Genomic DNA, 13,653 nt, shown 5'->3' with positions numbered 1-13,653 from the left:
GCGTCCGCCAAGGCGAGACGTCAATTCTCCGACGACAAGATCATTAGGGGCTTGTTACATGTCTACATCCCTCGCATTCGTCTTTCCAGGGCAGGGTTCGCAGTCCCTCGGCATGTTGGCCGAGTTGGGCGCGGAGCACTCGCTGGTTCTGGACACCTTTAAAGAAGCGTCTGATGCTCTGGGTTACGACCTGTGGGCGTTGACTCAAAACGGTCCAGCTGAAGAACTGAACCGAACGGATATTACCCAGCCTGCCATTCTGACCGCCTCGATTGCCTTGTGGCGTCTGTGGCTGGCAGAGGGTGGCAAGCGTCCTGATTTCGTTGCGGGCCATAGCCTGGGCGAATATAGCGCGTTGGTGGCTGCCGACTGCTTGAGCCTGGCCCAAGCCGTCAAACTGGTGGAGCGTCGCGGTCAGCTGATGCAAGAAGCTGTTCCGGCCGGTCAAGGCGCCATGGCTGCCATTCTGGGCCTGGATGATGATGTCGTTCTGCAAGCCTGTGCGGATGCCGCTCAAGGTGAAGTAGTGAGCGCGGTTAACTTCAACTCCCCGGGTCAGGTCGTCATTGCGGGGGCCAAGGCTGCTGTTGAGCGGGCCATGGCGCTGTGCAAGGAGGCGGGTGCCAAGCGTGCCTTGCCTCTTCCGGTGAGCGTGCCTTCGCACTGCGAGCTGATGCGTCCCGCTGCCGAGCGTTTTGCCGAGTCCATCGAAGCGATCGACTGGAAAATGCCGAGCATTTCGCTGGTGCAGAATGTCAGTGCAGCCGTTGCCGCTGATCTGCCAACGCTCAAGCGCGATTTGCTTGAGCAGCTGTATAAGCCTGTGCGCTGGGTTGAATCGGTTAAGGCGCTGGCAGTCAATGGCCCTGTTGATCTGGTTGAATGCGGCCCGGGCAAAGTCCTGGTGGGCATCAGCAAGCGTTGCGCTGAAGGCGTGACGACACACAACTTGAATACACCCGAAGCATTCGCCGCTGCGCGTCTGGCACTGGTCTGAAGAATTAGGAGAAGCCTGCATGAGCTTGCAAGGTAAAGTTGCATTGGTAACGGGCGCAAGCCGTGGCATTGGCCAGGCAATCGCATTGGAGTTGGGTCGTCAGGGCGCCATTGTCATTGGCACTGCGACTTCGGCTTCAGGTGCTGAGCGTATCGCTGCCACACTGAAAGAAAACGGTGTTCAAGGCACCGGTATGGAACTCAATGTCACCAGCGATGAATCCGTTGCCGCGGTGTTGGCGAGCATTCAAGCACAGTTCGGTGCGCCGGCGATTCTGGTCAATAATGCCGGTATCACCCGCGATAACCTTATGATGCGCATGAAAGATGACGAATGGCATGACGTTATCGATACCAACCTGAACAGTCTGTTCCGCCTGTCCAAGGGCGTTTTGCGCGGTATGACCAAAGCCCGTTGGGGACGAATTATCAGTATTGGCTCTGTAGTGGGTGCCATGGGCAACGCAGGCCAAGTAAACTACGCCGCCGCCAAGGCAGGTCTGGAAGGTTTCAGCCGCGCGCTGGCACGTGAAGTGGGCTCGCGCTCGATCACTGTCAACTCGGTTGCTCCCGGTTTTATCGACACCGATATGACCCGTGAGCTGCCAGAAGCTCAGCGTGAAGCCTTGCAAACACAGATTCCGCTGGGGCGTTTGGGGCAGGCTCAAGAGATCGCCAGTGTGGTCGCTTTCCTTGCTTCAGACGGTGCAGCGTACGTGACAGGAGCTACAATTCCAGTCAACGGCGGGATGTACATGAGTTAAATGTGACGGCCTGTTTGAAAAAAATGTCATACGTGCTGTCCAAAATCCGTTATAAAGCTGCAATCTTTTTATAGGCGGCGGGTCATTGCGGTGTGAGTGCAAAGCTTTCAGTTGAAAAACTGAAAAGTCTTTCGATACACTTGCCCACTGGCCAGCTGCCTGAATTTGTCCATTAGGAGTGAAAACAAGGTATGAGCACCATCGAAGAACGCGTCAAGAAAATCGTAGCCGAGCAACTGGGCGTTAAAGAAGAAGAAGTTGTTAACTCGGCTTCCTTCGTTGAAGACCTGGGTGCCGACTCCCTTGACACCGTTGAGCTTGTGATGGCTCTGGAAGAGGAATTCGAGACTGAAATTCCTGACGAAGAAGCTGAAAAGATCACTACTGTACAAGCAGCTATCGATTACGTTACTAGCCACCAGGCGTAATAGTTTGTAATCGCTGTTTGCTGTCATGGAAAAACCGCACTGCCGCTCTGGCGTGCGGTTTTTTCTTTAGGTGTGATGCAAAGTGTCGTCAATAGAATAAAGGAGAGTGCTGTGTCGCGTAGACGCGTCGTAGTCACCGGTATGGGGATGTTGTCGCCACTGGGTGCGGATGTACCAAGCACCTGGCAAGGCATTCTGGCAGGCCGAAGTGGCATTGGTCTGATCGAACACACAGATCTTTCTGCCTATTCCACCCGTTTTGGCGGCTCGGTTCAGGGCTTTAACGTTGAGGATTACCTCTCCGTCAAAGAGTCCAGAAAACTTGACCTGTTTATTCAATACGGTCTGGCAGCCGGGTTTCAGGCTGTGCGCAATTCCGGCCTTGAAGTCACGGATGCCAATCGTGAGCGCATCGGTGTGGCCATGGGGTCGGGTATTGGTGGTTTGACCAATATCGAAGAAACCAGCCGCATTCTGCATGAGCAAGGCCCGCGACGGATTTCGCCGTTTTTTGTGCCTGGCTCGATTATCAATATGATTTCCGGTTTCCTGTCTATCCATTTGGGTACACAAGGGCCTAACTACGCCATTGCCACAGCTTGTACTACAGGTACTCACTGTATCGGCATGGCCGCGCGCAATATTGCTTACGGCGAAGCCGACGTGATGATTGCCGGCGGATCTGAAATGGCGGCCTGCGGTTTGGGTATGGGGGGCTTCGGTGCCTCGCGTGCGCTGTCCACACGCAACGATGATCCAACTCGTGCCAGCCGTCCGTGGGACAAAGGCCGTGATGGCTTTGTACTGGCTGACGGTGCCGGTGCGCTAGTGCTTGAAGAACTTGAGCACGCCAAGGCACGCGGCGCGACGATCTACGCTGAGCTGATTGGTTTCGGGATGAGCGGTGACGCTTATCACATGACCTCGCCGCCAGAAGATGGCGCGGGTGCTGCACGCTGCATCACCAATGCGTTGCGCGATGCCAGTATCAATCCTGATCAGGTTCAGTACATCAACGCCCACGGTACCTCGACACCTGCTGGCGATTTGGCAGAGGTTGCTGCGATCAAGTCGGTGTTTGGTGATCACGCCTACAACCTTGCCGTCAGCTCTACCAAGTCGATGACCGGTCACTTGTTGGGTGCCGCGGGCGCGGTTGAGGCGATTTTCAGCGTGTTGGCGATCAACAGCCAGATTGCCCCGCCAACCATCAACCTTGATGAGCCGAGCGAAGGCTGCGACCTTGACTTCGTGCCGCACACCGCTCGCGAAATGTCGATCGACGTGGTGCTGAGCAACTCGTTTGGTTTTGGCGGCACCAACGGCTCGCTGGTGTTCCGCCGGTACGCCGAGTAATGCAAAGTTGGGTCGACGGTCAGCCAGCGCACGCGTTAGCGTCGCTTAAAGACCGTGGGCTGGCTTACGGTGATGGTCTGTTTGAGACCCTTGTCGTCAAGGCTGGCCAACCGCTGCTGCTGGACCTGCACATGCAGCGTCTGGCGCAGGGGTGTTCCCGCCTGGCGATAGTTGCGGATCACTCATTGATCCGCAGCGAATTGCTGGCCTATGCGCAAGCGATGGGCGAGGGCGTCCTCAAGCTGATTGTGACCCGTGGCGACAGCCAGCGCGGTTACAGCGCATCACCCGAGGCTCTACCTCGACGAATTCTTCAAGCCAGTCCGCCTGCCGCCTACCCTGAGGCCAACGCCTTGGAGGGTATCCAGCTGTTTGACTGCGCCACACGTTTGGCCGAACAGCCGCTGCTGGCTGGGCTTAAACACCTCAATCGCCTCGAACAGGTGCTGGCGCGTGCCGAGTGGCAAGATCCGGCCTACGCCGAGGGATTGATGCGCGACACGTCCGGGCGAGTGATCGAAGGCGTGTTCAGCAACCTGTTTTTGGTACGCGATGGCAGCGTGTATACCGCCGACCTGCAACGCTGTGGTGTGGCGGGGGTGATGCGGGCCGCGCTACTGGTTGAAGCAGAGCGCCAGGGTATCGTGTGCCACGTCACAGACCTGAGCCTCACCCAGCTGCGCCAGGCTGATGAACTCTTTGTCTGTAACAGCGTGTATGGCATTTGGCCCGTGCGGGCATTTGCAGACCTGAGCTGGCCGGTGGGGCCGCTCACCCGTAAACTGCAAGGCATTGCTCGCACCCTATTGGATGTCTGATTCGTGAAACGTAATTTTTTGCTGCTGCTGGAGACCGGTCTGGTGCTGGCAGGCTTGCTGCTGGGCGCCAGTGCGTGGAAGCTCAATTCGGCGCTGGAGCAACCGCTCAACTTGACCGAGGAGCAACTGCTCGACGTTCCGGCCGGTGCAACCCCGACGGGTACGTTCAATCGCCTTGAGGCGGATAACACCTTGCACGATGCCTTCTGGCTGCGTCTTTACTGGCGCTTTAACCTTGAAGGTCAGCCGTTGCACAGCGGTGAATACCGCATGACGCCCGGCATGACCGCCCAAGACCTGATTGGTCTGTGGCAGCGCGGTGAAGTGGTCCAATACAGCCTGACCCTGGTTGAGGGCTGGAATTTCCGTCAGGTGCGCAGCGCGCTGGCCAAACATGAAAAAATCGAACAGACCCTCGACGGCCTGAGTGACAGTGAGGTGATGGTCAAACTAGGTCATGCGGGTGAATTTCCGGAAGGCCGGTTTTTCCCTGATACCTATCGTTTTGTCCGTGGCATGACCGATGCGCAGCTTTTGGAAAAAGCCTACGACCGCCTTGAAAAAGTACTGGCAGAGGAGTGGGAGCAACGAGCGCCTGATCTGCCCTATGCCACGCCCTATCAAGCGCTGATTATGGCTTCGCTGGTCGAGAAAGAAACGGGTGTGCCCCAAGAGCGTGGGCAGATTGCCGGGGTTTTTGTGCGCCGAATGAAAATCGGCATGCCGCTGCAAACCGACCCAACAGTCATCTACGGTTTGGGTGAGCGTTACAACGGTAAATTGACCCGTGCTCATCTGCGTGAGCCAACGCCCTACAACACCTACACCATTCCCGGCCTGCCGCCGACACCGATTGCCATGGTTGGGCGTGAGGCCATTCACGCCGCCTTGCACCCGGTCAGTGGCAGCAGCCTTTACTTTGTGGCCAAGGGTGACGGCAGCCATACGTTCTCGGATGATCTGGATGCGCATAACAATGCCGTGCGCGAATTCCAGATCAAGCGTCGCGCCGACTACCGCTCAAGCCCTGCGCCGACCCCAGCTGCTGAGCCGGCGAGCCCTGCGGCCGAGCCGCATAGCCCGAATGAAACTGATTAAGGATTGCTGCCTGTGACTGGCTTGTTTATTACCCTGGAAGGCCCCGAAGGCGCGGGCAAAAGCACCAACCGCGACTACCTGGCCGAGCGTCTGCGTGCGCAAGGTATCGATGTGGTATTGACCCGCGAACCTGGGGGCACGCCTTTGGCCGAGCGTATCCGTGAGCTGTTGCTCACCCCCAGTGATGACGCCATGTGTGCCGATACCGAACTCTTGCTGGTGTTTGCCGCCCGCGCTCAGCATTTGGCCGAGGTGATTCGCCCGGCGCTGGTTCGGGGAGCCGTGGTGCTGTGTGACCGTTTTACCGACGCCACCTACGCCTACCAGGGGGGAGGGCGCGGTTTGTCACATGAGCGCATCGCCACGCTGGAAACCTTTGTGCAAGGCGCGCTGCGTCCTGACATCACGCTGGTGTTTGATCTGCCGATTGAAGTCGGTATGGCCCGCGCCAGCGCTCGGGGCCGACTGGACCGCTTTGAGCAGGAAGGCCGTACCTTTTTCGATGCGGTGCGCAGTACTTACCTCAAGCGGGCCGAAGCTGAACCTGCGCGTTATCGCCTGGTCGATGCCGCCCAGTCGCTGACTGACGTTCAGCATCAGTTGGATGCACTGCTGCCGCAACTGCTGGAGCTGTACCGTGGCTGAAGCCTACCCGTGGCAAGACAGTCTGTGGCAGCAAATGGCCGGGCGTGCGCAACACGCCCACGCCTACCTGCTGCATGGGCCTGCGGGTATCGGCAAGCGCGCCCTGGCTGAGCGACTGATGGCCAGCCTGCTGTGCAAACAGCCGGTCGGGCTTGAAGCCTGCGGGTCGTGCAAGTCCTGTTCATTGCTGGCTGCAGGCAGTCACCCTGATAACTACATCCTTGAGCCGGAAGAAGCCGACAAAGCGATCAAGGTTGATCAAGTCCGCGAACTGGTCAATTTTGTGGTGCAAACCGCTCAGTTGGGCGGGCGCAAGGTGGTATTGGTCGAGCCCGTCGAGTCGATGAACGTCAACGCGGCGAACGCCTTGCTCAAAAGCCTTGAAGAACCGTCGGGCAACACCATTTTGTTGCTGGTCAGCCACCAGTCGAGTCGACTGTTACCGACCATCCGCAGCCGCTGCGTGCAACAAGCGTGTCCACTGCCCAGCGAGGCTTTGAGCCTGGAGTGGTTGGCCAAGGCGCTGCCCGAGTGCAGCGACGCCCAGCGCATTGAGTTATTGACGCTGGCCGCCGGATCACCCTTGGCGGCCGTCAAGTTGCAGGCCCAAGGTGTGCGCGAACAGCGTGCGGCGGTGGTCGAAGGGGTCAAGAAGCTGCTCAAGCGCGAGATCTCTGCCACTCAACTGGCGGAAAGCTGGAATGCCATCCCGTTGTTGCTGCTGTTTGACTGGTTCTGCGACTGGTCGAGTCTGATTTTGCGTTATCAATTGACCCAGGATGAAGCCGGACTGGGGCTTGAAGACATGCGTAAAGTGCTGCAATACCTAGCGCAGAAAACCCCGCAAGACAAAGTGCTGGCGATTCAGGACTGGATTCTCGCGCAGCGGCAAAAAGTGCTGGGCAAGGCCAACCTCAATAGAGTTTTGTTGCTGGAGGCCTTACTGGTGCAGTGGGCAAGTCTGCCCGGCCAGCGTTGATTTGATTGATTTGATAAACAGGTAATTTTGTATGTTGGTTGACTCCCATTGCCATCTTGACCGTCTGGACCTCAGCGCCCATGACGGTTCACTGGACGCAGCGCTGCAAGCGGCGCGTTTGCGCGGTGTCGGTCATTTTCTGTGTATAGGTGTCAGCGCCGAGAATGCCGCCGATGTCAAAGCATTGGCTGATCGCTATGACGATGTCGATTGTTCAGTAGGCGTACACCCGCTGGACGTGCAGCCGGGCGCGGCACCTGCACTGGACTGGTTGCTGGGCGAGCTGAGCCACCCCCGGGTCGTAGCCATTGGCGAGACCGGCCTGGACTACCACTACGAGCCTGAAGCCGCCGAGTTGCAGCAATTGTCGTTTCAGGTTCACCTGGAGGCGGCTCAGCAAACGGGCAAGCCCGTGGTAATTCACACGCGCGGTGCCCGTCAGGACACCCTGAACATGCTGCGCGACGCAAACTTGCCCAACGCCGGCGTGTTGCACTGTTTCACTGAAGACTGGGACATGGCCAAAGCGGCGCTGGACATGGGCTATTACATCTCGCTGTCGGGTATCGTCACGTTCCGCAATGCCGATGCGTTGCGCGATGTGGCCCGGCAGGTGCCTGCTGACCGTTTGCTGGTGGAAACGGATTCCCCGTACCTGGCCCCGATTCCTCATCGCGGCAAGCCCAATCTTCCGCAATACGTGCGTGAAGTGGCTGAGTTTTTGGCAATGTTGCGTGGTGAGCCTTACGAGCGGTTTGCAGAGCAGACCACAGAGAACTTCAAACGGTTGTTCCCGTTGGCTCGGGTTAAATGACCCTGTAGCCGCTGCCGAGGAACGAGGTCAGCGCACAATATCGACTTTTTGGGCAAAAAAAACCCGGACTCTGGGGAACCCGGGTTAAGACCATTAGGAGTAAAACAAAGGGCACATTCCGTTGTGACCTTGATCGGCAGCCACTTGGGGGGATGTGCCGCCGACTCCTTTAGTATTGGTCAGCTTTATCGAACGTCCAGTCGTGGCTGATCGTTTTTTAAACAGATTTGGAATACCTGTGATTCGTTTGTCTGCTCATAAGGGTTATATGAATGAGTCTGAAAACGCGAGTACACAGGATGGTCCGTGCAATTTAGCGTGACTAATGCATAATACTCCGCTTCGATTTTGACCCGAACAGACCTTTTCTTATGCACAAAGAACCCCGTAAGGTCCGTGAGTTTCGTCGCCGCGAGCAAGAAATTCTCGATACCGCGCTCAAGCTGTTCCTCGATCAAGGTGAAGACAGTGTCACCGTCGAGATGATTGCTGATGCCGTCGGTATCGGCAAAGGCACGATTTACAAGCACTTCAAATCCAAGGCCGAGATTTACCTGCGCCTGATGCTCGATTACGAGCGTGATTTGAACGAGTTGCTGCATTCCGCTGACGTCGATAAAGACAAAGAGGCGCTGTCGCGAGCCTACTTCGAATTTCGCATGCGTGACCCTCAGCGTTACCGGCTGTTTGACCGCCTTGAAGAAAAGGTCGTTAAAGGTAATCAGGTGCCCGAGCTGGTTGAAGAGCTGCACAAGATTCGCGCTTCCAACTTTGAGCGTTTGACCCTGCTCATCAAGGGGCGTATCAGTGAAGGCAAGCTTGAAGATGTTCCGCCATATTTCCACTATTGTGCAGCCTGGGCATTGGTGCACGGCGCGGTAGCGCTGTATCACTCGCCGTTCTGGAGCAATGTGCTGGAAGATCAGGAAGGTTTTTTCCAGTTCCTGATGGACATCGGTGTGCGCATGGGCAATAAGCGCAAGCGTGACACGGACACCCCGGCTGTCGAGTAGCGGGCAAGGGTTTTATCCTTCAGGGCCGTGTGCCCTGAACCCTTTTACCAGGTGTTGGCGCGGCTCTATCCTGCGCGTCGGAGTCATTCATGATTGTTGACCGCCAAGGCAGACGTTTTCGCAATTTACGTATCAGTCTTACGTCTGCGTGCAATTACGCCTGTACCTATTGCGTGCCCAACGGCAAGCGTCTGGTGGCGGCTCAGGATGAATTGTCGGCCGAAGCCATGATCCGTGGCGTGGCCTACCTGATTGAGGCCGCCGGCATAGAGCGCTTGCGCATTACCGGTGGTGAGCCACTGGTCAGCCCCAAGCTTGAAGCCTTTATGCAGGGTGTGGGTTCGTTGGGCTTGAGTGATATCAGCCTGACCACCAATGGTCAGTTGCTGGGGCGAAAATTGCCCTTGCTGCTGGAGGCGGGCATACGTCGCCTCAATGTCTCCCTCGATACCCTGAACCCGGAAGCCTTTCGCGCCATTGCCCGTGGTGGTGATCTGCCAACTGTGCTCGACGGCATGCGCCAAGCCAGTGAAGCGGGGATCAAAATCAAGGTCAATATGGTGCCGTTGCGCGGGCAAAACTTCGATCAGGTCATCCCTTTGCTGGATTATTGCCTTGAGCGGGGCTACGAGCTGCGCTTTATCGAGCTGATGCGCATGGGCCACCTGGCCAGTGATGGCAATTCATTCTTGCAACAATTTGTCAGCCTGCAACAGTTGTTGTCGCTAATCGGCGAGCGCTATGAGTACCAGCAAGCCGACGCGCCCGTCGATGCAACAGCGGTGCGCTATCAAATTGCAGGTCAGGGTTATTTCGGTGTAATTGCCAACGAGAGTGTGCCGTTTTGCCGGACCTGTTCGCGCTTGCGCCTGTCTTCAACGGGCTGGTTACATGGTTGCCTGTCGTCGAGCAATCGTCACTATGTCGGTGACTTGCTGAACAAGCCCCGTCATCAGGCCTTGCCTGCACTGCAAAGCTTGCTGATGAAAGCCTTGGGCGACAAACAAGACATTGCCTTTTCGGGCGGTGCCACCGTGATGAAGATCATCGGCGGATAACCTTTAAATCCCTAAATATGGGATGCAAAATTATATATTGAGACTTTGCAGTTTCCGGGTTTATAGTCGGCTTTAGCTCCACGCACTCACACTAAAAAAATAATATGGTGAAGTGATGCCGAGATATTCCAGGACGCCCCTGCGCGCACGCGGGACTCCCCAATGCCCCCTTTTTATTGGCCGGTCATCGAAAGATGCCCGGTTTTTTTCGTGCCTTTTTTGTGGAGTCCTGATTCATGGCTGAGCCTCTTTCTTTACCTGCGGTGGCCGAGCCGCCACGTGGCGAACGTCTGAAAAATAAAGTAGTGGTACTGACCGGTGCTGCTCAAGGGATTGGCGAAGCCATTGTCGCCAGCTTTGTGGCTCAGCAGGCGAAAATGGTCATTAGCGATATTCAGGCCGAGAAGGTCGAAAAGGTGGCGGCCCATTGGCGCGAGCAGGGTGCTGATGTGCAGGCGATCAAGGCTGATGTGTCGTGCCAGTCAGATCTGCATGCGCTGGTTGCGCAGGCCATGGAGCTGCATGGCCGCGTGGATGTGCTGGTCAATTGCGCCGGCGTCAACGTGTTTCGAGATCCGCTGGAAATGACCGAAGAGGACTGGCGACGCTGTTTCGCCATTGACCTGGACGGTGCCTGGTATGGCTGCAAGGCCGTGTTGCCACACATGATTGAGCAGGGTATAGGCAGCATTATCAACATCGCCTCGACTCATTCCTCCCACATTATTCCGGGTTGTTTCCCGTACCCGGTGGCCAAGCATGGCCTGCTAGGACTGACCCGTGCGCTGGGCATCGAATACGCGTCCAAAGGCATACGGGTCAACGCCATTGCGCCGGGGTATATCGAAACCCAGCTTAATGTCGATTACTGGAATGGTTTTGCAGACCCGCATGCAGAGCGCCAGCGTGCACTGGATCTGCACCCTCCGCGGCGAATCGGCCAGCCGCTGGAGGTGGCCATGACTGCTGTTTTTCTGGCGAGCGATGAAGCGCCGTTTATCAATGCGTCCTGTATCACCATCGATGGCGGGCGTTCGGTGCTGTATCACGACTGATTGACCGATCAGCACCATCAGGCTTCAAACACTTTAAAAATAACAACAAGAGGGTTTGCCATGAAACGTCGTCCCATCCTTCGTGCCCTGTGCTGCGCGGCACTGACAGCGACTGCGCTGAGTTTCGGCCATAGCGTGCTGGCTGCGGAGCCGGTGAAAATCGGTTTTCTGGTCAAGCAGGCGGAAGAACCATGGTTCCAGACCGAGTGGGCATTCGCTGAAAAGGCCGCCAAAGATAAAGGCTTTGAGCTGATCAAAATTGCTGTGCCCGATGGGGAAAAAACCCTGTCGGCCATCGACAGTCTGGCCGCTAACGGTGCCCAGGGGTTCGTGATTTGCCCGCCAGACGTCGGCCTCGGCCCGGCGATCATGGCCAAGGCCAAGATCAACAACCTGAAAGTTATCGCCGTGGATGATCGTTTCGTCGATGCCAAGGGTGCGTTTATGGAAGAAGTGCCTTATTTGGGCATGGCAGCATTTGAAGTCGGCCAGCAGCAAGGCAATGCCATGGTCGCCGAAGCCAAAAAACGCAATTGGGACTGGAAAGATACCTACGCCGTCATTAACACCTTCAACGAATTGGATACCGGCAAAAAACGCACCGATGGTTCGGTTAAATCCTTGAAAGAAGCAGGCTTGCCTGATGATCACATTCTTTACTCGGCGCTCAAGACGCTCGATGTACCCGGCAGCATGGACGCTACCAACTCGGCATTGGTCAAGCTGCCCGGCGCTGCAAAAAATCTGATTATCGGGGGGATGAATGACAGCACGGTACTGGGCGGTGTGCGCGCCACGGAAAGTGCCGGTTTTGCCGCCGCTAACGTGATCGGCATTGGTATCAACGGCACCGATGCCATCGGCGAATTGAAAAAGGCCGACAGCGGCTTTTATGGCTCCATGCTGCCGAGCCCGCATATCGAAGGCTACAAGACCGCAACCTTGATGTTCGAGTGGATCACTGAAGGCAAAGAGCCGCCGCTGTACACGGCCATGGACGAAGTGACGCTCATCACTCGGGACAACTTCCAGCAAGAGCTGACCAAAATCGGGTTGTGGAACTGAGTCGGAGGTTCTTATGCAGCCGCTTACAGAGACTCAAGCTTCATGCAATGACAGCCTGCGCTTCAATGCAATCGGCAAGCATTTTCCGGGCGTACAGGCGCTGGCCAATATCAGTTTTGTGGCGTATCCCGGTCAGGTCCATGCGCTGATGGGCGAGAACGGTGCGGGTAAATCGACCCTGTTGAAAATCCTCGGTGGGGCTTACACGCCCAGCAGTGGCACGGTGCAGATCGGCGAGCAATCAATGGTGTTCAAATCCACCGCAGATAGCATCGCTCACCGGGTTGCTGTGATTCATCAGGAGTTGCATCTGGTGCCGGAAATGAGCGTGGCCGAGAACCTGTTTCTGGGTCATTTGCCTGCGCGCTTTGGGGTGATCCGGCGCGGCGAGTTACGGCGCAACGCATTGACCTTGCTCAAGGGGCTGGCCGATGAAATTGATCCGCAGGAGAAGGTCGCACGCTTGTCGCTGGGCCAGCGTCAATTGGTGGAAATTGCCAAGGCACTGTCCCGTGGCGCTCATGTCATTGCCTTCGACGAGCCGACCAGCAGCCTGTCCGCTCGGGAAATAGACCGGCTGATGGCGATCATTGAGCGCCTGCGCGACGAAGGCAAAGTGGTGCTTTATGTCTCTCATCGCATGGAAGAAGTGTTCCGCATCTGCAATGCGGTCACTGTGTTCAAGGACGGTCGCTACGTCCGCACCTTTGAGCAGATGAGCGAGTTGACCCACGACCAACTGGTGACCTGCATGGTCGGTCGCGATATTCAGGATATTTACGACTACCGGCCTCGAGAGCACGGTGCGGTGGCGCTTAAGGTTGATCGCTTGATCGGCCCGGGGCTGCGCCAGCCGGTGAGTTTTGAAGTGCGCAAGGGCGAGGTCGTGGGGCTGTTCGGGCTGGTCGGGGCAGGGCGCACGGAGTTGTTGCGTTTGTTGAGCGGGCTGGCACGCCATAGCGCAGGACAGATTGAGCTACAGGGCCATGCGCTTACATTGCGCTCGCCCCGTGATGCGATTGAGGCCGGCGTTCTGCTGTGCCCTGAGGACCGCAAGAAAGAAGGCATCATTCCTCTGGCGAGTGTTGCTGAAAACATCAACATCAGTGCGCGCGTCGCACATTCCACCTTGGGCTGTGTGCTGCGCGGCAAATGGGAACGGGACAATGCCGATAAACAGATTCGGGCACTGAACGTGAAGACCCCCACGCCAGGGCAGAAAATCATGTTCCTGTCTGGCGGTAATCAGCAAAAGGCCATTCTGGGGCGTTGGCTGTCCATGCCCATGAAAGTGCTGTTGCTCGATGAGCCGACCCGAGGCATCGATATCGGTGCCAAGGCCGAGATCTACCAGATCATCCATGCCTTGGCGGCCAGCGGCATTGCGGTGATCGTGGTGTCCAGCGACCTGATGGAAGTGATGGGCATCAGCGACCGTATTTTGGTGCTGTGTGAAGGGGCGCTAAGCGGTGAGTTGCCGCGTGCGCTGGCCAATGAATCCAGCCTGTTGCAATTGGCCTTGCCCGGTCAGCGTGCTGACGGCGTGACCCACTGAGAGGTTTTT

The 13,653-nt window shown here is 56.9% G+C and carries 14 protein-coding genes; all 14 read left to right on the top strand.

What is annotated here, in order from left to right; genetic code table 11:
- Window positions 1-58 precede the first annotated feature (58 nt).
- The 14 genes from fabD (at window position 59) to araG (ending at window position 13,644) form a co-directional block, all read left to right on the top strand.
- Window positions 59-997 carry an ACP S-malonyltransferase gene (gene fabD / locus EQV93_RS10960; protein ID WP_146383903.1) on the top strand — a complete coding sequence of 313 codons (939 nt, stop codon included), beginning with the start codon at window positions 59-61 and terminating at the stop codon, window positions 995-997.
- A gap of 19 nt (window positions 998-1,016) precedes the next feature.
- Window positions 1,017-1,760 carry a 3-oxoacyl-ACP reductase FabG gene (gene fabG / locus EQV93_RS10955; protein ID WP_122783952.1) on the top strand — a complete coding sequence of 248 codons (744 nt, stop codon included), beginning with the start codon at window positions 1,017-1,019 and terminating at the stop codon, window positions 1,758-1,760.
- Window positions 1,761-1,951: 191 nt separating this feature from the next.
- A complete protein-coding gene (gene acpP / locus EQV93_RS10950; RefSeq protein ID WP_122783953.1) occupies window positions 1,952-2,188 on the top strand; it encodes an acyl carrier protein in 237 nt (78 codons plus the stop codon).
- A 111-nt stretch (window positions 2,189-2,299) separates the two neighbouring features.
- A complete protein-coding gene (fabF, locus tag EQV93_RS10945) occupies window positions 2,300-3,544 on the top strand; it encodes a beta-ketoacyl-ACP synthase II (RefSeq protein ID WP_122783954.1) in 1,245 nt (414 codons plus the stop codon).
- Entirely contained in the window at window positions 3,544-4,362 is an 819-nt protein-coding gene (gene pabC, locus EQV93_RS10940; protein WP_240891552.1) for an aminodeoxychorismate lyase, read from the top strand. The genes fabF and pabC overlap by 1 nt, the downstream gene beginning before the upstream one ends.
- 3 nt (window positions 4,363-4,365) lie before the next feature.
- On the top strand, window positions 4,366-5,460 hold the full coding sequence (gene mltG, locus EQV93_RS10935) for an endolytic transglycosylase MltG (protein WP_240891551.1): 1,095 nt from the start codon (window positions 4,366-4,368) through the stop codon (window positions 5,458-5,460).
- 12 nt (window positions 5,461-5,472) lie between these two features.
- Window positions 5,473-6,105: a dTMP kinase gene (gene tmk / locus EQV93_RS10930; RefSeq protein WP_122783957.1), complete on the top strand. Its 633-nt coding sequence runs from the start codon at window positions 5,473-5,475 to the stop codon at window positions 6,103-6,105.
- Window positions 6,098-7,084, top strand: coding sequence for a DNA polymerase III subunit delta' (locus EQV93_RS10925; protein WP_122783958.1), 987 nt, complete (start codon window positions 6,098-6,100; stop codon window positions 7,082-7,084). The genes tmk and EQV93_RS10925 overlap by 8 nt, the downstream gene beginning before the upstream one ends.
- Window positions 7,085-7,115: 31 nt before the next feature.
- A complete protein-coding gene (locus EQV93_RS10920; protein WP_240891550.1) occupies window positions 7,116-7,898 on the top strand; it encodes a TatD family hydrolase in 783 nt (260 codons plus the stop codon).
- A 371-nt stretch (window positions 7,899-8,269) separates the two neighbouring features.
- Window positions 8,270-8,911 (top strand): TetR/AcrR family transcriptional regulator, encoded by a 642-nt coding sequence (locus EQV93_RS10915; protein WP_122783960.1) that lies wholly within the window; start codon window positions 8,270-8,272, stop codon window positions 8,909-8,911.
- Between the two features lie 89 nt (window positions 8,912-9,000).
- Window positions 9,001-9,969: a GTP 3',8-cyclase MoaA gene (locus tag EQV93_RS10910; protein ID WP_240891549.1), complete on the top strand. Its 969-nt coding sequence runs from the start codon at window positions 9,001-9,003 to the stop codon at window positions 9,967-9,969.
- A 236-nt stretch (window positions 9,970-10,205) separates the two neighbouring features.
- Window positions 10,206-11,024, top strand: a complete 819-nt coding sequence (locus tag EQV93_RS10905; protein ID WP_146426780.1) for an SDR family oxidoreductase — start codon at window positions 10,206-10,208, stop codon at window positions 11,022-11,024.
- 60 nt (window positions 11,025-11,084) lie between these two features.
- Window positions 11,085-12,089 (top strand): substrate-binding domain-containing protein, encoded by a 1,005-nt coding sequence (locus tag EQV93_RS10900; RefSeq protein ID WP_240891548.1) that lies wholly within the window; start codon window positions 11,085-11,087, stop codon window positions 12,087-12,089.
- Window positions 12,090-12,102: 13 nt separating this feature from the next.
- Window positions 12,103-13,644, top strand: a complete 1,542-nt coding sequence (gene araG, locus EQV93_RS10895) for an L-arabinose ABC transporter ATP-binding protein AraG (RefSeq protein ID WP_240891547.1) — start codon at window positions 12,103-12,105, stop codon at window positions 13,642-13,644.
- Window positions 13,645-13,653: the final 9 nt, after the last annotated feature.

It is taken from the genome of Pseudomonas sp. TMW22091, from assembly GCF_022496705.1.
In the GTDB taxonomy this organism is placed as follows: Bacteria; Pseudomonadota; Gammaproteobacteria; order Pseudomonadales; family Pseudomonadaceae; genus Aquipseudomonas; species Aquipseudomonas saxonica.
The sequence above is the reverse complement of the archived record's forward strand: the minus strand, read 5'-3'. Positions and strand labels throughout refer to the sequence as shown.